The 22,196-nt window shown below is 61.7% G+C and carries 20 protein-coding genes; 8 read left to right on the plus strand and 12 right to left on the minus strand.

All coding sequences use genetic code 11. The features are described 5' to 3' along the window. The 6 genes from GSM73_RS02505 to GSM73_RS02530 all read right to left on the minus strand — a co-directional run. A partial coding sequence (locus tag GSM73_RS02505; protein WP_256676657.1) for a DUF5924 family protein occupies nucleotides 1–737 on the minus strand: 737 nt, incomplete at its 3' end. A 72-nt stretch (nucleotides 738–809) separates the two neighbouring features. Further along, nucleotides 810–2,183: a pitrilysin family protein gene (locus GSM73_RS02510; protein ID WP_047229802.1), complete on the minus strand. Its 1,374-nt coding sequence runs from the start codon at nucleotides 2,181–2,183 to the stop codon at nucleotides 810–812. 172 nt (nucleotides 2,184–2,355) lie between these two features. Further along, entirely contained in the window at nucleotides 2,356–4,014 is a 1,659-nt protein-coding gene (locus GSM73_RS02515) for a Na/Pi cotransporter family protein (RefSeq protein WP_160891466.1), read from the minus strand. Nucleotides 4,015–4,352: 338 nt separating this feature from the next. Then, nucleotides 4,353–5,120, minus strand: coding sequence for a TerC family protein (locus GSM73_RS02520; RefSeq protein ID WP_076383142.1), 768 nt, complete (start codon nucleotides 5,118–5,120; stop codon nucleotides 4,353–4,355). 75 nt (nucleotides 5,121–5,195) lie between these two features. After that, nucleotides 5,196–6,503 (minus strand): CitMHS family transporter, encoded by a 1,308-nt coding sequence (locus GSM73_RS02525; protein WP_047229805.1) that lies wholly within the window; start codon nucleotides 6,501–6,503, stop codon nucleotides 5,196–5,198. Nucleotides 6,504–6,827: 324 nt separating this feature from the next. Then, entirely contained in the window at nucleotides 6,828–7,154 is a 327-nt protein-coding gene (locus tag GSM73_RS02530; protein ID WP_160891468.1) for a DOPA 4,5-dioxygenase family protein, read from the minus strand. 87 nt (nucleotides 7,155–7,241) lie between these two features. On the opposite strand from GSM73_RS02530, the gene GSM73_RS02535 reads away from it, so the two are divergent. Continuing rightward, nucleotides 7,242–7,901, plus strand: a complete 660-nt coding sequence (locus GSM73_RS02535) for an NAD(P)-dependent oxidoreductase (protein WP_047229807.1) — start codon at nucleotides 7,242–7,244, stop codon at nucleotides 7,899–7,901. A 44-nt stretch (nucleotides 7,902–7,945) separates the two neighbouring features. On the opposite strand, the gene GSM73_RS02540 is transcribed toward GSM73_RS02535, so the two are convergent. Further along, a complete protein-coding gene (locus tag GSM73_RS02540) occupies nucleotides 7,946–8,896 on the minus strand; it encodes a LysR family transcriptional regulator (RefSeq protein WP_076383140.1) in 951 nt (316 codons plus the stop codon). A gap of 114 nt (nucleotides 8,897–9,010) precedes the next feature. Here GSM73_RS02540 and betC point away from each other — a divergent pair, with 114 nt between their 5' ends. The 3 genes from betC to GSM73_RS02555 all read left to right on the plus strand — a co-directional run bounded on the left by betC (nucleotide 9,011) and on the right by GSM73_RS02555 (nucleotide 13,210). Further along, a complete protein-coding gene (gene betC / locus GSM73_RS02545; protein ID WP_047229809.1) occupies nucleotides 9,011–10,525 on the plus strand; it encodes a choline-sulfatase in 1,515 nt (504 codons plus the stop codon). A 15-nt stretch (nucleotides 10,526–10,540) separates the two neighbouring features. Beyond that, nucleotides 10,541–11,458, plus strand: a complete 918-nt coding sequence (gene choX / locus GSM73_RS02550) for a choline ABC transporter substrate-binding protein (RefSeq protein ID WP_047229810.1) — start codon at nucleotides 10,541–10,543, stop codon at nucleotides 11,456–11,458. 183 nt (nucleotides 11,459–11,641) lie between these two features. Beyond that, nucleotides 11,642–13,210, plus strand: a complete 1,569-nt coding sequence (locus tag GSM73_RS02555) for a SulP family inorganic anion transporter (RefSeq protein ID WP_160891470.1) — start codon at nucleotides 11,642–11,644, stop codon at nucleotides 13,208–13,210. 126 nt (nucleotides 13,211–13,336) lie between these two features. On the opposite strand, the gene aroE is transcribed toward GSM73_RS02555, so the two are convergent. Both aroE and hemF read right to left on the minus strand, forming a co-directional pair. Beyond that, nucleotides 13,337–14,158, minus strand: a complete 822-nt coding sequence (aroE, locus tag GSM73_RS02560) for a shikimate dehydrogenase (protein WP_107323188.1) — start codon at nucleotides 14,156–14,158, stop codon at nucleotides 13,337–13,339. 13 nt (nucleotides 14,159–14,171) lie between these two features. After that, the gene (gene hemF / locus GSM73_RS02565; protein ID WP_160891472.1) at nucleotides 14,172–15,086 is read right to left on the minus strand and encodes an oxygen-dependent coproporphyrinogen oxidase; all 915 of its coding nucleotides are present in this window, start codon (nucleotides 15,084–15,086) and stop codon (nucleotides 14,172–14,174) included. Between the two features lie 163 nt (nucleotides 15,087–15,249). Here hemF and GSM73_RS02570 point away from each other — a divergent pair, with 163 nt between their 5' ends. Further along, complete coding sequence (locus tag GSM73_RS02570; protein ID WP_047229814.1) at nucleotides 15,250–16,227, plus strand: NADPH:quinone reductase; 978 nt, start codon at nucleotides 15,250–15,252, stop codon at nucleotides 16,225–16,227. 146 nt (nucleotides 16,228–16,373) lie between these two features. Here GSM73_RS02570 and GSM73_RS02575 read toward each other — a convergent pair whose 3' ends face one another. From GSM73_RS02575 to GSM73_RS02585, 3 genes are all read right to left on the minus strand, one after another. Next, entirely contained in the window at nucleotides 16,374–16,931 is a 558-nt protein-coding gene (locus tag GSM73_RS02575; RefSeq protein ID WP_047229815.1) for an L-threonylcarbamoyladenylate synthase, read from the minus strand. Nucleotides 16,932–16,991: 60 nt separating this feature from the next. Then, complete coding sequence (gene dprA, locus GSM73_RS02580; protein WP_047229816.1) at nucleotides 16,992–18,086, minus strand: DNA-processing protein DprA; 1,095 nt, start codon at nucleotides 18,084–18,086, stop codon at nucleotides 16,992–16,994. Nucleotides 18,087–18,165: 79 nt separating this feature from the next. Next, on the minus strand, nucleotides 18,166–19,191 hold the full coding sequence (locus GSM73_RS02585) for a LysM peptidoglycan-binding domain-containing protein (protein WP_076383137.1): 1,026 nt from the start codon (nucleotides 19,189–19,191) through the stop codon (nucleotides 18,166–18,168). 157 nt (nucleotides 19,192–19,348) lie between these two features. Between GSM73_RS02585 and def the strand changes: the two genes are divergently transcribed. The 3 genes from def (at nucleotide 19,349) to rsmB (ending at nucleotide 22,191) form a co-directional block, all read left to right on the plus strand. Beyond that, nucleotides 19,349–19,855, plus strand: a complete 507-nt coding sequence (def, locus tag GSM73_RS02590; protein WP_003196300.1) for a peptide deformylase — start codon at nucleotides 19,349–19,351, stop codon at nucleotides 19,853–19,855. Between the two features lie 69 nt (nucleotides 19,856–19,924). Then, nucleotides 19,925–20,884 (plus strand): methionyl-tRNA formyltransferase, encoded by a 960-nt coding sequence (fmt, locus tag GSM73_RS02595; protein WP_160891474.1) that lies wholly within the window; start codon nucleotides 19,925–19,927, stop codon nucleotides 20,882–20,884. Continuing rightward, entirely contained in the window at nucleotides 20,881–22,191 is a 1,311-nt protein-coding gene (gene rsmB / locus GSM73_RS02600; protein WP_076383136.1) for a 16S rRNA (cytosine(967)-C(5))-methyltransferase RsmB, read from the plus strand. The genes fmt and rsmB overlap by 4 nt, the downstream gene beginning before the upstream one ends. The last annotated feature ends 5 nt before the right edge of the window (nucleotides 22,192–22,196 follow it).

Below are 22,196 nucleotides of genomic sequence, written 5' to 3' on the forward strand. Positions count from 1 at the left end.
GTGACTTCCTTCAGGCTGGCGCCCGGCGTGCGGTCCTCCAGCTGGGTGCTGATCGCCACCTCGGTCATCCACAAGGTTGCCGGCGGCACCCAGGAGCGCAGCACCCACCCGGCCGCGCCGATCCCCACCGTGATGCACAGAATCGCCAGGGCGTTGCGCACGGTGCGGATCGGAAAGATCGAAGCCAGGCTGGGGAACGACAACAGCATGGCAGTGCCCAGCGCCAGCTTGAAGCTCTGGTCGGTGGTCAGGTGCAGGATGATCGGCAGTGCGGTGAGCAGGGCGGCAAACAGCGTCAGGGTGTGCAGCGCCAGGAACGCCCAGCGCCGGGGCGCCAGCCATTTGTAGTACAGCGGATCAATGATCGAGACCAGTGCCGAGGCCGCCAGTAGGCCGGTGAAAATCACTTGGCTGCTGTTCCAGGTGGTGGTGATGAAAAAGAACGGCAAGACGAAAAACAGGCTTTCCTGGTGAATCATCTGCGTGGCGTAACGCAGCAGCGGCTGGGGGATTTCCCGTTTGAATATGCGGGTAAAAAGCCGGGTCAGGCTGTTCTCCAGCATCAGCCAGAGCCAGCTCACCAGCATGATGATGGTGATCCAGGTCGCAAGACCCTGCTGGCGGTCCACCAGCATGAAACTGCCGACTCCAGAGATGAAGCCACCGAGTGCGATGACCCCTGGATAGCGCTTCATCAATTCGAGAAGGCGCTGGATGTAGTGAGTCAGGTTCGGCATTCGGCAGTTCACAGTGAGTCGTAGGAAATATCCCTGACAGAGTATCGCCAGGACATCGATGTGACGAGCGCTCTAAGCCCTGCGACGCAATCTCCACCCGACCAGGACCAACAGCAACCCCAGCAGCCCGGCCACGCCCCAAACCAGCTCATCGTCGCCGAGCATGGGTTTCTCGATGCGCAGGTAGCCCGGGTCCTTGAGCAGTTCACGCAGGGCCTGGTTGGCCTGTTCCAGGCTCACCGCCTGAAGGCGCACGGCCGGATTGGTGAAGCGGCCGTCGTCGTAATCGCCAAGGGCACCCCAATAGTAATCGGCCAGTGCGCTGTTGCCTTGAACCGCCCACGACTGATGGGCGATGGCGGCGCGTTTGATGCGCACGAAACTCTCCGGGTCGAGGCCATCCTTGAGCAACGTGGTGCGCATTTGCTCCAGCGCCTGCTCGGCCTGGGGCAGGTCATCACGGGCCAGGTCCGCGTTCAGGCTGAAGAAGCCAACGCCGCCAAACACCTCTCGCTCCACCCACGGCCCGTAGGACAGGCTGCGGGCCAGGCGCAGCTGGCGATAGAGCGCCCAGTCCAGATAGTCCTTGAGCAGGTCGAAGGTTTCGTCGTGTTGCTGTTCCAGCACCGGCTCCGGAAACAGCCAATGAAGCTTGGCGCTATTGCCCACCAGGCCGCGCATCAGGTTGCGCTTGGTGACCGCGCTGTAGCGGATCTGCGGTAACGCTGCGTGAGCGCTGGGCTCGACCGGCTCCAGTTCGCCGAAGGTCCGCTCCAGATAGGCCGGTAGCAACCGGTCCAGGTCGCCGACCACGATCAGCGTCATGTTGTTCGGTGCATACCAGGCCTTGCGTGCCTGCTCGATCCTGGCAAGGGTGAGGTGCCCGACTTCGGCGCGTTCGGCACAGCGCAGACCCAATTCCACTGCCAATTGATTGCCCGCCTTGTGGCCCAGGTCCTGATGATCGAGCCAGCGTTGCAGATGGGTGTAGTGGCCGCCATCCTCGCGCTCCACTACACGTTTGGCCGCTTGCAGGGCGTTGTCGTCGATGCGGGTACGAGTCAGCAGGGCGATCAACAGGTCCAGGACCTTGCGTTGATTGCGCGCCGGTGCCTCGATGACGAACGTGGTGTCGGCGTTGCTCGTGAAGGCGTTCCACTCGCCGCCCAGCGCCTGCATACGCTCTTCCAGCCCGCCTTCGCCGCCGTCATCGACACCGCTGAACAGCAAATGCTCAAGCAGGTGGGGCAGTTCCTTGTCGGCGCAGTTGAAGTCGTCCAGTCCCACGCCCACTACCAGCCGGATCGCCACATGCCCGCGCTCGCTGCCCGGCTTGAGCAGCAGTTGCATACCGTTGGGCAGCACATACCCCTCGACCTGGAATCGATCCAGCGCGACCGACGGCAGTGAACCGAGCAAAAGAACGGCGAGCAACAGACAACGCATAGCGAGCTTCCTGGCGGCTGATTGGAGGTCCATGTGCCGGGCAGGCCGTCATCGCAGGCAACTTCGCGCCCCACCTCGAACCCAATGGATCTCCATGGCGACGTGGGGCCGGCTTGCGTGCGAATGGTTTAAGCCCAGGCCAATCTTACTGACTGAGCAATGCGCCAGTCGTTCAAGGCGAATGGGTGACGTCGGAAATTTCATCAACCGCGAGCGCACCTGTCTCGGAAGTCCCCAGCACCACGTAGGCGCTGCCGCAGAACAGCGAGTTGAGGCGTTTCATGTCGGCGATCAGTTCTAAGTGCAGGGAACTGGTCTCGATGCTTTGTACGATTTTTCGCTGTAGACGGCTGACGTGTGCGTGGGCCAGTCGTCTTTCCTGCGCTCGAAAGCGACGTTTCTCACGCAACAGCTGACGGGCGCTCTCCGGATCGGCACTGAGGAACACCGACAATCCCAGCCGCAGATTGGCGATCAACTGGCTGTGCAGCGTCGCCAACTCTTCCAGGCCAACCTCGGAAAAGGATCGACGCTGCGCGGTTTTCTGTTGCTGGACCTTGCGCAACATGCGTTCGATGAGGTCGCTGGCCAACTTCAGGTTGATCGCCAGCTCAATGATTTCCGCCCAGCGGCGGCTGTCCTGTTCACTGAGGTCCTCACGGGGCATTTGGGCCATATACAGCTTGATGGCGCTGCACAGCGCCTCGACGTCATCGCCCATGCTCCGTACTTGTTGGGTGACTGCGGTCTGCCCGCCGCGCAGTACGTCGAGCATGGCTTCGAGCATGGTTTCGATCAGATCACCGATGCGCAGGGTTTCCCGGGCAGCATTCGCCAGGGCCAGGCTCGGCGTAGCGAGGGCGGTGAGGTCCAGGTGGCGGGGCTTGGCCGTGCCGTTGGTGTCAGGACGCTCCGGCAGCAGCCAGGCACACAGCCTGGCCATCGGCTCGACGCTGGGCAGCAGCACGAGGCAGCGCACGGTGTTGTAGAGCAGGTGAAAACCGATCACCGTTTCCTGGTGGCTGAAATCCAGGCCGTCCAACCAGCCCACCAGCGGATCGAGCACTGGAATGATCAACAACAGGCCGATCAACTTGTACAGCAGGCTGCCCAGCGCCACCTGGCGGCCGGCGGCGTTCTGCATGCTGGTGCTGAGAAAGGCCAGCACGCCGCTGCCGATGTTGGCGCCGATCACCAGGCCGATGGCCACCGGCAGACTGATCACCGCTGCGCCGGCCAGTGTCGCGGTCAACAGCACGGCGGCGAGGCTGGAATAGGAGATCATCGCGAACAGCGCACCCACCAGCGCATCGAGCAGGATGTCGCCGGTCAGCGAGGCAAAGATAACTTTCACGCCCTGGGCCTGGGTGATGGGCGCGGCGGCTTCGACAATCAATTGCAGCGCCAGGATGATCAAGCCCAAGCCGATGCCGACCCGGCCCATTTGCCCCAGGCGGGTCTGTTTGCGCGACAGGAAAAAAATCACCCCGAGGAAAATCAGCAGCGGCGATAACCAGGACAGATCCAGGGTCAGTACCCGCGCCATCAGCGCCGTGCCGACATCGGCGCCGAGCATGGTCGCCAGGGCAGGGGTCAGCGCCATCAGGCCCTGGCCGACGAATGAGGTGACGAGCATGGCCGTGGCGTTGCTGCTCTGGACCATGGCAGTGACCATGATGCCTGCGACGAACGCCAGCCAGCGCTTGGACATGTTTTGGCCAATGACATGGCGCAGGTTCGTGCCATAGACCCGCAGAATGCCGGTACGGACGATGTGCGTGCCCCAGATCAGCAGGGCCACGGCGGAGAGCAAGTTCAGCAGGGTCAGCATGAGAAGCCCCCTGTTAGCGTCCCAAAGGGACCAATTGACGGTGCCACATTTTTCTTCGTTGTACTTAAGCTGTAGTTGGCCAACGGTTCGAGCGCCAGCATTGCACAGCTAAAGACGGGTTTGAAACAAAACTGTCATAAAAAGCCATTGACCAAAGACCCCACGAAACCCAGTGGGAGCGAGCCTGCTCGCGATAGCGGTCTGTTAGCCAATGAAGATGTTGAATGTTGCGGCCTCATCGCGAGCAGGCTCGCTCCCACCGGTTTTGCATCCAGTTACTTTCCGGCAGGCATGAAAAAGGGGCTCGATGAGCCCCTTCGTTCATTGCACTGTGCCGCTTACTGACCCGGCATATCCTTACGCAGTTTTACCGGATCCTGCTGCTTGCGCTTGCGCGCCATGGCAGTGCGCATCTTGATGTTGAACGCTTCGACCGCCAGGGAGAAGGCCATGGCGAAGTAGACGTAGCCTTTTGGCACGTGCACGTCCAGGGACTCAGCGATCAGCACGGTACCGACCACCAGCAGGAACGACAGCGCCAGCATCTTCAGCGACGGGTGCTTGTCGATGAACGAGCTGATGGTGCCCGCCGCCAGCATCATCACCAGCACCGCCACGACGATTGCCGCGACCATCACCGGTACATGGGAGACCATGCCCACGGCGGTGATCACCGAATCCAGGGAGAACACGATGTCGATGATCGCGATCTGGACGATGGTGTAGATGAAGCTGCCGCCCGTGCCCGCAGGCGTCTCGCCGGTTTCGTCTTCGCCTTCCAGCGCGTGGTACATCTCCTGGGAGCTTTTCCACAGCAGGAACAGGCCACCGAAGAACAGGATCAGGTCACGACCGGAAATGCCCTGGCCGAACACTTCGAACAGGTCGGCGGTCAGGCGCATGACCCAGGTGATGGACAGCAGCAACAGGATCCGCGTGATCATGGCCAGGGCCAGACCGAAGATCCGGGTGCGTGCCTGCATGTGCTTGGGCATGCGGCTGACCAGGATCGAGATCATGATGATGTTATCGATGCCCAGGACAATTTCCAGGGCGGTCAGGGTGAAGAAGGCAACCCAGATTTCCGGGTTGGTCAGCCATTCCATGTGAGTTCCTTTAGCGAGTGTTGGGCCGCGCCGCGCCTTCGATTATCGAAAGGAGCGACGCAGCGGGCATTGCTTTTATAGAGTGCTGAACAGCGGAAAAATCCCCATCAGCAAGGCGGCAAACATTATGCACAGGCAAACCAATACTGCCCACTTCAAGGTGAAGCGTTGGTGATCGCCAAACTCGATCCCCGCCAGGGCCACCAGCAGGTAAGTCGATGGAACCAGCGGGCTCAGCAAATGAACGGGCTGGCCAACGATCGAGGCGCGGGCCATTTCAACGGCAGTGATGCCGTAGTGGCTGGCCGCTTCGGCCATGACCGGTAACACCCCGTAATAAAACGCATCGTTCGACATGAAGAAGGTGAACGGCATGCTCGCCAGCGCGGTAATCACTGCCAGGTATGGGCCCAGGAAATCCGGGATCACCGCCAGCAGGCTCTTGGACATGGCGTCGACCATGCCGGTCCCGGACAGGATGCCGGTGAAGATACCCGCCGCGAAAATCAAACCGACCACCGCCAATACGCTGCCGGCATGGGCCGCAACGCGGTCTTTCTGCTGTTGCAGGCAAGGGTAGTTGACGATCATCGCGATACTGAACGCCACCATGAACAGCACCGGCAGCGGTAACAGGCCGGCGATCAGCGTGCACATCAGGCCCAGGGTCAACGCACCGTTGAACCAGATCAGCTTCGGACGACGGGCGTCCGGGAACTGGGAAACGCTGATTTCGCTGTGGTCGATGTCATCACCGGCGAGGTGCAATTCACCCAGACGGGCGCGCTCGCGTTTACCGTACATGTAGGAAATCGCCAGGATCGCCGCTACACCCGCGAGCATCGCAGGAATCATCGGAACGAAGATGTCGGACGGATCGACATGCAGCGCGCTGGCTGCACGGGCCGTCGGGCCGCCCCAGGGGGTCATGTTCATCACGCCACCGGCGAGAATGATCAGGCCGGCCATGATCCGTGGGCTCATGCCGATGCGGCTGTAGAGCGGCAGCATGGCGGCCACGCAGATCATATAAGTGGTCGCGCCGTCACCATCGAGGGAAACGACGAGCGCCAGAACGGCGGTGCCGACCGAAACTTTCAACGGGTCGCCCTTGACCAGCTTGAGGATCTTGCGCACGGCCGGGTCGAACAGGCCGGAGTCGATCATCAGGGCAAAATAAAGAATCGCGAACATCAGCATCACCCCGGTCGGGGCAAGCTTGGTGATGCCTTCGAGCATCATCGGACCGATCTTCGGTGCAAAACCACCGAACAGAGCGAACAGGATCGGGATGATGATCAGGGCAATCAGCGCGGACAGGCGCTTGGTCATGATCAGGAACATGAACGTGATGACCATGGCAAAGCCAAGGAAAGTCAGCATAGGAAATACTCCAGGCGTGGCGCGACGGGCAAAGGCAGACCGAACAGGTCAGCGCAGAATGCAAAGCACGGGACGGACGGAGGGAGTGGGTTCAGCGGGGCGGGTAGCAGCGGACATCAGAATCACCATTGTTGTTGTTAAAAGGGCCTAACGAGCCTTAGCCGCTCGCTTCTGGCCACCGGTCTGTTGCCGGTAGTGGGGGCGATCCTAATCGCGCAAGCTTTCAGCCACCTTTCGCCGCTGTAATGGAGTTTTTCTGTAGGGCAAGGCTTACCTGTAGGAGCAAGCTTTGTTCCCACAGACAATCTGCGCTCCACCGATAAATCAAAACACCGAAAGATCCAACGGCCGCACCGCGCCCATCCAGATCGCATGCTCGGTGTGGTCCGTCAGGTCGTCGCCGGTGTCCGGGTGAAGAAATATCACCAGGCCTTTGCGATTGAGCGCCAGCCACGGCAAGACCACGCCGATGTGCTGTGGATCGAACGCCAATTGGCAGCTCCAGTCCGGGTGCGGCCCGACTGGGCGTTGGTGGATACGGCCCATTTTCAGCCCAAACAGTCGCGTTGCTTCCTCGCACAGTGCCCGCGCCTGGTCGATGGTGTTGGCGTCGAAATAGACATGGGCGTGGTAGCCCTTGATCCGCTGCATGTGCTTCTCCTCGAAAACTGGCCGAACCGAGGCTGTCTCCCGCGGGTCAGAGCCTTTACACGCGGGACAAAAAAAGGACAACCAGCCATGAAAAATGCCGAAACCCCGGTCACCAAAGTGGTGCTCTATGGTGCCATGAGTAGCCTCGGCAGTGCGTTGATGGCTGAAATGCTGCGGCGCCAGCACGAAGTCATCGCTGTTCTCGACGACCTTACGGCCCTGGCGCCGCGCCCCGGCCTGCGGGCCAAGACCGGCGACCTCTACGATCCCCAGCGGGTCAAGCAAAGCGTGGCCGGCGCCAATGCCGTGGTGTGTCTGTTGAACGCTCCAGGGTTGCCAATGAACAGCGAGCACGTGGAGCGCACGCTCATTCCCGGTCCCGTGGAGCAGGTGTTGGCGGTGGATGCGCTGATCGCCGGGATGGAGGCGGCGAGTATTTCCCGGCTGTTTCTGGTGGGCGATTTCGCCGTGCTCGACGAGGAGCCGGCAGACGATGTATTGCAGCGCCATGCCGCCGAAGAAGTCCTCGACGCGCTGAACAACAGCACGTTGCAATGGACCCTGATTGACTCACCCTACGCAACGCCCGGTTTGAGCATCGAGCACTTCAGCCAGGTCAGCACCAGCCTGGAGGCCGGCATGGCCGAATCACTGGAGCGGCTTGGCCGTGTGGCCGTCGGCATTGCCGATGAGCTGCGCCTGAACCTGCATGTGGGCCAGCATGTCAGTTTTGTCGCCGCCGATTAGCCTGTGCGGTCGCCGTCTCCCGAGTTGGCGCAGGGGAGGGCTGGTTACACCGCAATGGAAGGCAAGGCCAACCCCGTGAGCGATTCGGCGCTGTTGGCCTGCTCCTCCATCAACCAGTCCACAAACTGCCTGATCAATACCCCGCGCCGTTTACGCTGGGGCAAGACCACGTAATACCCTGACCGCGACAACACTGTTTCAGCGACCGGACGGCACAGCAGCCCTTGGGCCAATAAGTTATCCACAAGGTATCGCCAACCGATGGCAACGCCCTGACCGCCAATCGCCGCCTGGATGAGCAAGGTGTAGTTGTCGAACCGCAACTGCCCGGGCGCCGGGGGTGAGGTAATGCCCAGCTCACGGAAAACGCCACTCCAATCGAACCAATGGCTACTGTTTTCCCCGCGCAAATGCAGGAGCGGGAACTCCGACAAGGCTTGAGCCGACAAGGGCAGGGAGCGTTCCTTGAGCAACAGCGGGCTGCACACGGGAAAGACTTCTTCGCTGAAAAGCCAGCGACTTTCGCCTTGTTTGAAGCGACCGTCTCCAAATAGCACCGCAACGTCGATATCCGTGCGCAGCATGTTGTGATTGCGTTCGCTGGTCACCAGGCTGACGTCCACCTGTGGGTTGGCGGCGTGAAACCGATGCAAGCGGGGCATCAGCCAATAGGCGGCAAACGCAAAATCGGTGGCCACTTGCAGCACCTCATGCTGGTCATGGGCGGTGATCGCGCTCAATCCTGCGTCGATATTCTGCAAACCGGCCTGCACCTGCTCGAACAGGATTGTTCCGGCCTCGGTCAGCTCGATGCCGCGATAGATGCGATCGAACAACCGTGTACCCAGTTGTTCTTCCAGGCGCTTGATCTGCTGGCTGATGGCCGGTTGCGTGGTGCCCAGTTCGATCGCCGCTGCCGTAAAGCTGCGGTGGCGGGCCGCGGCTTCAAAGGCGCGGAACAGGTCAAGGGACAGGTCACCCAGGGCTTCATACATAAGCTGTGCTTATCCTAGTCATTGCCTTGCGTGGGCTTTACCCATAAAGGCGGGGGCCACATGCTCAATCGCAGCAATTTCGCATAACTGTTTACTATGGAATGCCGCGAATACATGAAGCGCAAGAACATTCTTTTCATCATGGCCGATCAAATGGCCGCGCCAATGTTGCCGATCTACGGTCCTTCGCCGATCAAGCTGCCGAACCTGTCGCGCCTGGCCGAGCAGGGCGTGGTGTTCGACGCCGCGTATTGCAACAGCCCACTCTGCGCACCGTCGCGCTTTACCCTGGTGAGCGGTCAGTTGCCCAGCAAGATCGGCGCCTACGATAACGCGGCGGATTTTCCTGCGGACGTCCCGACGTACGCCCACTACCTGCGGCGTCTGGGTTATCGCACGGCGCTGTCCGGCAAGATGCATTTTTGCGGGCCGGACCAGTTGCATGGCTACGAAGAACGCCTGACCAGTGACATTTACCCGGCCGATTACGGCTGGGCCGTGAACTGGGACGAGCCCGACGTGCGGCCAAGCTGGTATCACAACATGTCTTCGGTGTTGCAGGCTGGTCCGTGCGTGCGCACCAACCAGTTGGATTTTGACGAAGAAGTGGTGTTCAAGGCCCAGCAGTATCTGTTCGACCACATCCGCGAGGATGGCGACCAGCCGTTCTGCCTGACGGTGTCCATGACCCACCCACACGACCCGTACACCATTCCCAAGACCTTTTGGGATATGTATGACGACAAGGACATCCCGCTGCCGCAAACCCCGGGGCAAACGGAGCTGGACCCGCATTCCCAGCGCCTGTTGAAAGTCTATGACCTGTGGGACAAGCCACTGCCTGTGGATAAGATCCGCGATGCGCGCCGCGCGTACTTCGGTGCGTGCAGCTACATTGACAGCAACGTCGGCAAGTTACTGCAAACCCTGGAAGACACCGGCTTGATGGACGACACGATCATAGTGTTCTCCGGCGATCATGGAGACATGCTCGGTGAAAAAGGCCTCTGGTACAAAATGCACTGGTTCGAGATGGCGGCTCGCGTTCCCTTGCTGATCAGCGCACCGGGCCAGTTCGCCAGCGGGCGGGTCGGGGCGGCGGTGTCCACTGCCGACTTGCTGCCGACCCTGGTGGAGTTGGCGGGTGGCCGGCTTGAGCCCGGACTGCCGCTGGATGGCCGTTCGCTGGTGCCCCATCTGCAGGGGCAGGGCGGTCATGACGAGGTCTTTGGTGAATACATGGCCGAAGGCACCATCAGCCCGTTGATGATGATCCGTCGTGGACCCTGGAAATTCATCTACAGCGAAGACGATCCGTGCCTGCTGTTCGATCTGCGCAATGACCCCAAAGAACTGGAGGACCTTAGCCAATCGGCTGAGCATCAGTCCCTGTGCGCGGATTTTCTCGCCGAAGCGCGAGCTAAATGGGATATCCCAACCATTCACCAACAGGTGCTCGCCAGTCAGCGACGTCGACGTTTCGTCGCCCACGCGTTGACCCTGGGCAAACTCAAGAGCTGGGATCACCAGCCGCTGGTGGACGCCAGCCAGCAGTACATGCGTAACCACATTGACCTCGACGATCTGGAACGCAAGGCCCGTTATCCACAACCCTGCCAAAACCAATAACGTAAGGGGAAGCACATGCAAAAGTTATCCACAGTACTGACCGCTGGGCTGTTGGCGCTTAGCAGTTCGGCGTGGGCCGAGCAAAGCTGCGAGACGGTAAAGATGGCCGACCCCGGTTGGAGTGACATCGCTGCGACCAACGCGATCACGGGTTTTTTGCTTGATGGCATGGGCTACAAGGCCAAGGTCGACACCCTCGCGGTGCCGATCACCTTCGGCGGCCTCAAGGACGGCCAGGTTGATGTATTTCTGGGTAACTGGATGCCGGCGCAGCAAGGGTTCTACGACAAGTTCGTGGCCACTGGCGATGTCACGCAGTTGGCCAAGAACCTGGACGGCACCGAATTCACCCTGGCGGTCCCGGATTACGTGTGGGATGCCGGTGTGCATAACTTCGCTGACCTGAACAAGTTCGCCGATAAGTTCGACAAGAAGATATACGGGATCGGCTCCGGCGCCCCGGCCAACCTCTCCCTGAAGGAAATCATCAAGACCAACGATTTCGGCATGGGCGAGTGGAAACTGGTGGAGTCGAGTGAGCAGGCCATGCTCGCGGAAGTCTCCCGGGCGGTGAGGAAACAGAAGTTCGTGACCTTCCTTGGCTGGACGCCACACCCTATGAACGTGCAACTGAAAATGCACTACCTCAAGGGCGGCGAGAAGTATTTTGGCGACACGGGCAGTGTCTATACATTGACTCGCAAAGGTTATGCACAGGCCTGCCCGAACGTAGGCAAGCTGTTGACCAACCTGAGTTTCACCCAGGAAATGGAAAACAGCATCATGGCCGAGGTGGTGAACAACAAAGTCAGCAATGCCGATGCGGCCAAGGCCTGGATCAAGGCGAATCCGGCGGTGCTGGATAAATGGCTGGATGGTGTGAAGACGCTGGATGGCAAGGATGCGTTGGCGGCGGTGAAGGCCAAGCTCTGACAATCATGTGGCGAGGGAATCTATGTGGGAGCAAGGCTTGCCCGCGATGAAGACGACTCGGTCTTTCAGAGACCGAGCTGCCTGTTTCGCGAGCAAGCTTTGCTCCCACATTAATCTCCTCGCCACAGCGAGAACGGTGCCTTGTCCTGATACTCTTGCGCCAAACCCCACCCTTGAGGCCCCATGGCATTGCCCACCCGCCATTCACTCTTTCCGTTCCTGAGCTGGCTGCCGCGGCAGACCCGCGCCAGTGTCGGCCGTGACCTGATCGTCGGCCTGAGCGGTGCGATTCTCGCGTTGCCGCAGTCGATTGCCTACGCCCTGATTGCCGGACTGCCGCCGGAATACGGCTTGTATGCGGCGATTGTGCCGGTGCTGATCGCCTGCTTGTGGGGTTCGTCGTGGCACCTGATCTGCGGTCCTACGGCGGCGATTTCCATTGTCCTGTATGCCAGCGTCAGTCCCCTGGCCATGCCGGCCACCCAGGACTACGTCACCTTGATCCTGTTGCTGACGGTGCTGGCGGGGGTTTTCCAGTGGCTGCTGGGGTTGTTGCGTTTCGGCGCGCTGGTGAACTTCGTCTCACACTCGGTGGTGCTGGGTTTCACCCTGGGCGCGGCGGTGGTGATCGCCCTGGGGCAGTTGCCCAACCTGGTGGGTCTTGATCTGCCCAACGAAGCCACGGCGTTGAAAGGGCTGCTGATGTTGGTCAGTCATATCGAGGCTGTGGATAAGCCTTCTCTGTTTCTCGGTTTGGGCACGCTGGTGCTGGGCGTGGTGCTCAAACGGCTGCTGCCGCGCTGGCCGAGCCTGTTGATAACTTTGGTCATCAGCAGCCTGGTGGTCTGGCTGTGGCCAGGGATGTTCGGGCATGTCGCGCTGGTCAGCGCCTTTGCCGGGCGCTTGCCGCCGTTCTCTGCGCTGCCGCTGGACCTGGATCTGATCCTGCGCCTGCTGCCCGGCGCGGTTGCGGTGGGCATGCTCGGGTTGGTGACCAGCCTGTCCATTGCTCGCTCGTTATCGGTACGCTCGGGGCAATTGCTGGATGCGAACCAAGAGGTCAGGGCGCAGGGGCTTTCCAATATTGTGGGAGGGTTCTTTTCCGGATCCTTGTCAGCGGGTTCCTTTACCCGTTCCGGCCTCAGCTATGAAGCCGGCGCTTGCTCGCCCCTGGCCGGGGTGTTCTCGGCGCTGTGGGTGGCTTTGTTTGCGGTAACCGGTGCCAAGCTGATTTCGCACATTCCGATACCGGCCATGGCCGGCAGCATTCTGCTGATCGCCTGGGGGCTGGTGGATTATCGCGGCGTCCGGGCGTTGTTTCGCGTGAGTCGCGCCGAATTCGTGGTGATGAGCCTCACTTGCCTGGCCACGCTGCTGCTGGAGCTGCAGACCGCTATCTATGCCGGCGTGCTGGCGTCGCTGTTCTTCTACCTCAAGCGCACCTCGCAACCGCGGGTGCAACACGCCCGTGAGGGTGAAGCTGACATCCTGCGGGTTGGCGGTTCGATCTTTTTTGGTGCCAGCCATTACCTGCAAGTGCGTCTGCAACGGTTGCAGGCACAACGGGTGGTGATCGATGCCCAGCAGATCAACTTCATCGACTACTCCGGCGTGGAAATGCTGCACCAGGAAGCCCGGCGCTTGCGCATCCAAGGGCGCAGCCTGACGTTGCGCAGGGCCAGGCCCCATGTGGTGGAAGAGTTGAAGAAGCTGGAAGGGCCGGAGCACTGTCCGATCCATTTCGAAGACTAGGGCTTAAGGTAGACGCACCCTGTGACGAGGGGATTTATCCCCGCTGGGGCGCGCAGCGGCCCTGGTTTTTTGGGACTGCTTCGCAGTCCAACGGGGATAAATCCCCTCGCCACAACAGTCTGTAGCCTACAGTGCGAGCTGGCGCCGCAATTCGGCCAGCACTGGCGCGGTGTCCGGGCGTACCCCGCGCCACAGGTAGAACGCTTCGCCCGCCTGCTCGGCGAGCATGCCCAAGCCATCCATCGCCACCGCCGCGCCGTGTTCGCTGGCCCAGCGACAGAACGAAGTGGGCTCCTTGCCATACATCATGTCGTAGCAGAACGTCATGCCGGGCTCGATCAAACTTGCGGCAATCGGCGGTACATCACCGGACAGGCTCGCCGATGTGGCGTTGATAATCAGGTCCACCGGCTCTTGCAGCCAGTCGAAACCGCTGGCCGAGACCGGGCCCAGGTCCGCGAACAACTCGGCCAGCAACTCGGCTTTTTCCACCGTGCGGTTGGCGATGATCACCGAGGCCGGCGCTTCGGCCAGCAGCGGTTCCAAGGCACCGCGCACAGCACCGCCGGCGCCCAGCAACAGGATGCGTTTGCCCTTGAGGTTTAAACCTGCGTTGACGGTCAGGTCCCGTACCAGTCCGGCGCCATCGGTGTTGTCACCCAACAGACGGCCATCGGCCAGCTTGCTCAAAGTGTTCACCGCCCCGGCCCGCTGGGCCCGCTCGGTCAGGCTGTCGGCCAGGCGGAAGGCGTCTTCCTTGAACGGCACGGTGACATTCGCCCCACGCCCCTCGCGGAAGAATTCCCGCGCGCAGCCGGCGAAATCGTCCAAAGGCGCGAGCAGCGTGCTGTAGTCCAGTGTTTGCCCGGTCTGCTCGGCGAAGAGACGGTGGATCAGCGGCGATTTGCTGTGGCCGATCGGGTTACCCATTACAACGTAGCGGTCCATGGATAATCCTCGTTCAGGCCGTCGCCAGCCAATCGCGATCCTGCAGGAAATACTCGGTCAGCCGCGCCTCTTCGCTGCCCGGTTCGGCTTTCCAGTCATAGCCCCAGCGCACTTGCGGCGGCAGGGACATCAGGATCGACTCGGTACGCCCGCCCGATTGCAGCCCGAACAGGGTGCCGCGGTCGTAGACCAGGTTGAACTCCACGTAGCGTCCGCGGCGAAACTCCTGGAATTCCCTTTGTTTGGCGGTGAACGGGTCCTGCTTGCGGCGGCGCACGATAGGCAGGTAAGCCTCGATGTAGGCATCGCCGATGGCGCGCATGAAGGCGAAGCTAGTGTCGAAATCCCACTCGTTCAGGTCGTCGAAAAACAGGCCGCCAATGCCACGGGGCTCGTTGCGATGCTTGATATGGAAATAGCTGTCGCACCAGGCTTTGTAGCGCGAATACACGTCGGGGCCGAACGGGGCACAGGCCTGTTGGGCAACGCGGTGCCAATGCACGCAGTCTTCTGCCACGCCGTAGTACGGTGTCAGGTCGAAGCCGCCGCCGAACCACCAGACCGGCTCTTCGCCTTCCTTTTCAGCGATGAAAAAACGCACATTGGCGTGGGACGTAGGCACATGAGGGTTGTGGGGATGGATGACCAATGACACGCCCAGCGCTTCGAAGCCGCGCCCGGCCAGTTCCGGCCGATGGGCGCTGGCCGAGGGGGGGAGACCGCTGCCGAAGACGTGGGAAAAGTTGACGCCGCCCTTTTCGATCAGCGTACCGTTTTCAATCACTCGCGTGCGACCGCCACCACCGGCGGGGCGGGTCCAGGCATCTTCGACGAAACGAGTGCCGCCGTCTTCGGTTTCCAGGGCCGCACAGATGCGGTCTTGTAGGTCGAGCAGGTAGGCTTTCACGGCCTCGGTGCGAGTGGTCATGACATCACCTTGATCAGGGCTACGCTACGCGGCTTGCAGCGGGCCGGTGGCAAATGGGCGCACAGGATACCACCGCACTTGCCTACGCCACAGTTGACGAAGGTCAAGCTTAGGAGTCCGATAGCAGGCTTGGTAAAAAGTCCACGACAAGGAGAAAGTGAAGATGGCCAAACGTATTCAGTTCAGTTCCCACGGCGGCCCCGAAGTGCTCGAGTACGTGGGCTACCAGCCTGCCGAACCGGGCCCGCAGCAGGTGCGGGTCAGCAACAAGGCGATCGGCCTGAACTTCATCGATACCTATTATCGCAGCGGTCTTTACCCGCCACCGGCCTTGCCGTCAGGCTTGGGGGCCGAGGGGGCGGGTGTGGTCGAGGCCGTCGGTTCAGACGTCACGCGGTTCAAGGTCGGTGACCGGGTAGCTTATGGCAGCGGTCCGCTGGGAGCCTACAGCGACGTGCATGTGTTGCCCGAGGCCAATCTGGTGCATTTGCCCGAGTCCATCAGTTTCGAACAAGCAGCCGGCGTGATGCTCAAGGGCCTGACCGTGCAATACCTGCTGCGTCAGACCTATGAGCTCAAAGGGGGGGAAACCATCCTGTTCCATGCCGCCGCCGGTGGCGTGGGCTCTTTGGCCTGCCAGTGGGCCAAGGCCCTGGGCGTGCGATTGATCGGCACCGTCAGCTCAGCGGAAAAAGCCGCCATCGCCAAATCCCACGGCGCTTGGGAAACCATCGACTACAGCAAGGAAAACGTCGTACAGCGTGTGCTGGAGCTGACCGACGGCAAGAAAGTCCCGGTGGTCTATGACGGTGTCGGCAAGGACACCTGGTTGACCTCCCTGGACTGCGTAGCGCCCCGTGGCTTGCTGGTGAGTTTCGGCAATGCTTCCGGTGCGGTGGACGGCGTGAACCTGGGGATACTCGCGGCCAAAGGCTCGCTGTACGTCACCCGTCCGACCCTGGCCACTTACGCCAATAACGCCGAGAACCTGCAGCGCATGGCCGATGAGCTGTTCGGCATGATCAGCAGCGGCAAGATCAAAGTGGATATCAACCAGCGTTATCCACTGGCCGAAGCGGCCAAGGCCCAGGCCGAGTTGTCGGCGCGGCGCACAACTGGCTCGACGATTCTCCTGCCCTGATTTAAAGGTTGCTAAAGAACCTGTGGGAGCGAGCTTGCTCGCGATAGCGGAGTATCAGCCAACATCTATGCCAACTGATCCGACGCTATCGCGAGCAGGCTCGCTCCCACAGGGTTTGATGCAAGATCCGGAAGGTGTGTTCGGGCTCAGTCCGGCCGCACCACGTTGCCGGTCGCCAGGTCGCGAATCACGCTGGGGTTCTTGCGCCCACCCAGGTTACCGCCCAGCACCAGGTCGATCTGCCCACGGAAATATTGCTCGACGCGAATTCGCGTGCGCGCCGCCGGGCGGCCCTGAGGGTTGGCCGAGGTGGACACCAGCGGCCCCACCAGTGAGCACAAGTCGCGCACGGTGGGGTGATCGCTGACCCGCAGCGCAACCGTGTCGTGCACACCGGTAATCCATTGCGGCAGCAGATTCTGGTGCGGCACCAGCCAGGTATTAGGCCCAGGCCAGGTGCTGGCCATTCGATCCATCCAGGTTTCAGGGAAATCTTCGAACAGAAAGTCGAACTGGTGGATGTTGTCAGCCACCAGGATCAAACCCTTATCGGGCAGCCGCGACTTGATCGCCAGCAGGCGCTCCACCGCGTCTTCGTTCCACGGGTCGCAGCCCAGGCCCCAGACCGCTTCGGTTGGATAGGCAATCACCGCCCCGGCGCGAATTTCTCGCGCGGCTTGTTGCACACGCCAACTGTTGACCATGAAAGACTCTCCACAACGCAAATAAGGCTGTGCGCAGTTTACCGATCTTCCCCATAAAACCTAGCGCGCAAACCAGCGCCCGTTGTCACAGACCGCCCGTCCCTCCATTTCCAGCTCAGTCAGCGCCGCCAGGACTTTGGGCAAGCTCCAGCCGCTGGCGGCGGCCAGCGCTTCGCTGCCAAGCGGCGCGGCATGGAGCAAGCGCAACAGCGGATGGGTGACGGGCGTCGGTTCCATGGACAGCGGCAACTGCTGCCAGCCCCGCAATGCTTCAAGGATGTGCTCGACGGTTTCCACCAGCGCCGCGCCGTCGCGGATCAACTGATGGCAGCCCTTCGCGCCGGGGTGGTGGATCGACCCCGGAATGGCGTACACCTCGCGCCCTTGTTCGGCCGCCAAGCGTGCGGTGATCAGCGAACCGCTGGCGACACTGGCCTCCACCACCAGTACACCGAGGGACAGACCGCTGATGATCCGGTTGCGACGAGGAAAGTTGCTGGCGTGGGGCGGCGCGTCCAGCGGGAACTCCGACAGCACCGCGCTGCCTTGGGCGATCATCGCGTCCGCCAGCCGACGATTGCGCTGTGGATAAAAATTTTCCAGCCCTGTGCCCAGCACGCCAATTGTTTGCCCACCCACATCCAGCGCTGCTTGATGGGCCGCCGCGTCGATCCCCAAGGCCAGGCCGCTGGTGATGACAAAACCGGCACCGGCCAGGCTTCGGGAAAACGCCGCGGCGGTGTCCATGCCCGGTCGCGATGCCCGGCGGCTGCCGACCATCGCCAGCTGTGGTTTTTCCAGAATGGTCGCGTCGCCGGCGACGAACAACAGCGGTGGCGCATCGCTGATCTGCGCCAGCAGCGCGGGGTAGTCAGGCTGGTCCCACATCAGTAAACGCTGGGCCGAACCCTCCAGCCAGGCCAATGCATGGGCGGCGCCGTCACGCACATCCGGGTTGCGCCGAGCCTCGGCACACGCCGCGGGCAACCTCAGCGCTCGCCAGGCGCTGGCCGGTGCGCTGATGGCTTTGGAGGCCGAGCCAAAGGCCTCCATCAGGGTCATGAAACGTTTGGGGCCCAGTTCCGGCAAGCGGTGCAGGCGCAGACGGGCCTCCAGTTCCGCAGGGGAAACCGAAGCAGATTCAGGCAATGACATGGATCATCCTTGATCGTTATAAGCCCCGTCGAAACGGGAACAAGCTGTGGATAACTCTGTTGGTAACTTGTGAGACCCGTTATGGATTGCGCACTTTGTCGAGTACCGCCAGCGAGCGCGAGGCGTATAGCACCAAGCCATAGCTGAGCTTGTCGTAGGTGCGAAAAACCATCAGCAGGCCAGCACGTTCATCGGGAATTTTCACCTGCTCGCCGGTGATGCGGTCGCGCACGGTCTCGCCGGTCTTCATCACCGCCAGCACATTGCCTTCGGCCAGCCCGTCGCGACGGCCCTTGTTCAGGGTGACTACATCCAGGGCGCCGATCTGGGTGACGCCGCGGGGTACATCGAGGATCAGCCCGTTGATCTCCGTTTTCGGTGCGCTGGGCATGAACGTCGAGTTGATCGAGCGTTCTTCGCCACTGAACAGGCGATCGCCGAGGCGCACCTCCTGGGTCGTGCGTTGCAGGGCCAGGGTTGTGATGTCGCCTTCGCTCGCCACGACTTCACCGCTGCCGATGTCATCGGCGTTGATGCCCAGGAACTCCTTGGTTTCGGGATCGGTGTAGACCTTGCCCTGACGGAAGATGCCGTACGCCGACTGGTCCGCGTCGAAGGGGCCGCGGGCAAAGATCCGGTCTCCCGTGCCGCTGAGGACCCGTTCGGCATCGCCGGCAACGATGTAGGGCGCCTTGTCGAAATCCTCGGCCGTGTCGACGATGCGGTTGCTCAGCAAAAAGCTGTTGATGGCCTGCAGCGGGATGCTCGGGATCGCGTCGGCCACCGGCGAACTGCGAATGCGCGGTGACAGCTTGATGGTGCCCCGCGAAGCGCCGCGATTGAGGGTCAGGCGCGGTTGGCCATTGACGTAGACCAGCGACAGGGTGTCGCCGGGATAAATCAGGTTGGGGTTCTCGATCTGTGGGTTGGCTTGCCAGAGTTCGGGCCATTTCCACGGTTCACGCAAGTATTTGCCGGAGATGTCCCACAGCGTGTCCCCCGTCACCACTGTGTATTGCTGGGGAAAACCTTCCCGAAGTTGCACTTGCCCGTGCGCGATACCGGCCGAGGCCAGAAGCAGCAGGGCGAGTAGTGATTTCCTCATGCGGTGAATCCCTTTATTATGTGCGTTCGCGTAAAACGCCAGAGCCCCCGTGGCTCGCTCCGTGATTGAGGAGCAACGTTTTACAACGGTAGCCTGCATCCCAAGACACGCCAGGCCAGCCACCCGACTTTACTTCACACGTGCATTTATCAAGCTTATGGCCATTTTGAACATTCTCGAATTTCCGGACCCGCGCCTGCGCACTATCGCCAAACCGGTGGCCGTAGTGGACGACGAAGTGCGTCAGTTGGTCGATGACATGTTTGAAACAATGTATGAGGCGCCAGGCATCGGCCTCGCCGCGACCCAGGTCAACGTGCACAAACGTATCGTCGTGATGGACCTTTCCGAAGACCGCAGCGAGCCCCGGGTGTTCATCAATCCCGAGTTCGAAACCCTGACCGACGAGATGGACCAATACCAGGAAGGCTGCCTCTCGGTGCCCGGCTTCTACGAAAACGTCGACCGCCCGCAGAAGGTCAAGATCAAAGCCCTGGACCGTGACGGCCAGCCTTACGAGCTGATCGCCGAAGGGTTGCTGGCGGTGTGCATCCAGCATGAGTGCGACCACCTCAACGGCAAGCTGTTCGTGGACTACCTGTCTACCCTCAAGCGTGACCGGATCAAGAAAAAACTGGAAAAACTTCATCGCCAGAATGCTTGACGCCCCCTTCAAAGGCTTGCCGCGGCAAGCCTTTTTCTTTTGCGACTGCTTTGTAAATGAGAGCTTCCCATGACTGAGCCACTGCGCATCGTCTTTGCCGGCACTCCCGAGTTCGCCGCCGAACACCTCAAGGCCCTGCTGGCCAGCCCCCATGAAATCATCGCGGTCTACACCCAGCCGGATCGGCCGGCCGGTCGCGGGCAAAAACTGATGCCCAGCCCGGTCAAGCAACTGGCCTTGGAGAACGGTTTGCAGGTCTTGCAGCCGCCGACCTTGCGCGACGCTCAGGCCCAGGCCGAATTGGCCGCGCTCAAACCCGACTTGATGGTGGTGGTCGCCTACGGCCTGATCCTGCCCCAAGTGGTGCTGGACATTCCGCGCCTGGGTTGTATCAACAGCCACGCCTCGCTGCTGCCACGCTGGCGCGGTGCGGCGCCGATCCAGCGCGCCGTGCAAGCCGGCGATGCCGAGAGCGGCGTCACCGTGATGCGCATGGAAGCCGGCCTGGACACCGGGCCGATGCTGCTCAAGGTCAGCACGCCCATCAGCGCCGAAGACACCGGCGGCAGCCTGCATGACCGCCTCGCACTGATCGGCCCGCCCGCCGTGGTCCAGGCCATCGCCGGCCTCGCCGCCGGCACGCTGGAAGGCGAAGTGCAGGATGACAGCCTCGCCACCTACGCCCACAAACTGAACAAGGACGAAGCACGCATCGACTGGAGCCGCCCGGCCATCGAGCTGGAGCGTCTGGTGCGTGCCTTCAACCCGTGGCCGATCTGCCACAGCACCTTGAACGGCGAGGCTCTGAAAGTGCTGGCGGCAAGCCATGTCGAGGGGCAGGGCGCGCCGGGTGAAATCCTTGGTGCCAGCAAGGACGGCCTCGTTGTCGCCTGTGGCGAGCAGGCCCTGTGTCTGACACGTCTGCAATTACCCGGTGGCAAGGCGCTGAACTTCAGCGATTTGTACAACAGCCGTCGTGAGAAATTTGCCGTCGGCACGGTGCTGGGCCAAGCGGCGGACGCTTCATGAACCCGCGTCTGGCCGCCGCCAAGGCGCTTGCTGCGGTCCTGAGCGGAAAAGCCTCACTCAACAGTTCCCTGCCGACCCAACTGGACAAGGTTGAAGACCGTGATCGCGGTTTCACCCAAGACCTGGCGTTCGGCACCGCCCGTTGGCAGCCGCGCTTGTCGGCCCTGGCGGCCAAGCTGCTGCAGAAACCGTTCAAGGCCGCCGATGCCGACGTCGAGGCACTGCTGCTGGTGGGGCTCTATCAATTGCTCTACACCCGCGTGCCTGCCCACGCCGCCATCGGTGAAACCGTGGGCTGCGCCGACAAACTGAAAAAGCCGTGGGCCAAGGCCCTGCTCAATGCCGTGCTGCGCCGCGCCCAACGGGAAAGCGAAGCCCTGTTGGCCGAGCTGGAACACGACCCGGTGGTGCGCACTGCCCACCCGCGCTGGTTGCAAAAATCCCTGAAAGCCTTCTGGCCCGAGCAGTGGGAGGCTATCTGCGCGGCCAACAATGCCCATCCGCCGATGATCCTGCGGGTCAACCGTCGCCACCATACGCGCGATGCCTACCTGGCGTTACTGGGCGAGGCTGGCATCCCGGCCATCCCGTGCCAGTACAGCCGCGACGGCATCGTGCTGGAAACCCCCGGCGATGTACGCGCGCTGCCGGGCTTTGCCGACGGTTGGATCAGCGTCCAGGACGAAGCCGCGCAACTGGCTGCCGACCTGCTGGAGCTGGCGCCCGGCCAACGCGTGCTGGATGCCTGCTGCGCACCGGGTGGCAAGACCTGCCACATTCTCGAGGCCGAGCCGAAGCTGGCCGGCGTGGTGGCGGTGGACCTGGAAGCCAAGCGCCTGGTGCGCGTGAAGGAAAACCTCGAACGCCTTGGCCTCGCCGCCGAACTGATTGCCGCCGATGGCCGCGACACCGCCAGCTGGTGGGATGGCAAGCCATTTCAACGCATCCTGCTGGACGCACCGTGTTCGGCCACCGGCGTGATCCGCCGTCATCCCGACATCAAGCTCACCCGCCAGCCGGACGATATCGCCGCACTGGCGGTGTTGCAGGGGCAATTGCTCGATGCGTTGTGGATAACCCTGGAAGTCGGCGGCATGCTGCTGTATGCCACGTGTTCGACGTTGCCGACCGAGAACACCGAAGTGATCGAAGCATTCCTCGCCCGTACCCCCGGTGCCCGGGAGCTGGACATTGCCAGCCAGGCCGGGGTGAAGCAGCCCCATGGTCGGCAGTTGCTGGCCCAAGAGGGCGGCCACGACGGGTTCTACTACGCCAAACTGATCAAGATCGCCGCCGCACGCGGTTAAAACCG

Origin of the sequence: Pseudomonas sp. PICF6, assembly GCF_009831705.1 — a bacterium.
Taxonomy (GTDB): domain Bacteria; phylum Pseudomonadota; class Gammaproteobacteria; order Pseudomonadales; family Pseudomonadaceae; genus Aquipseudomonas; species Aquipseudomonas rhizophila.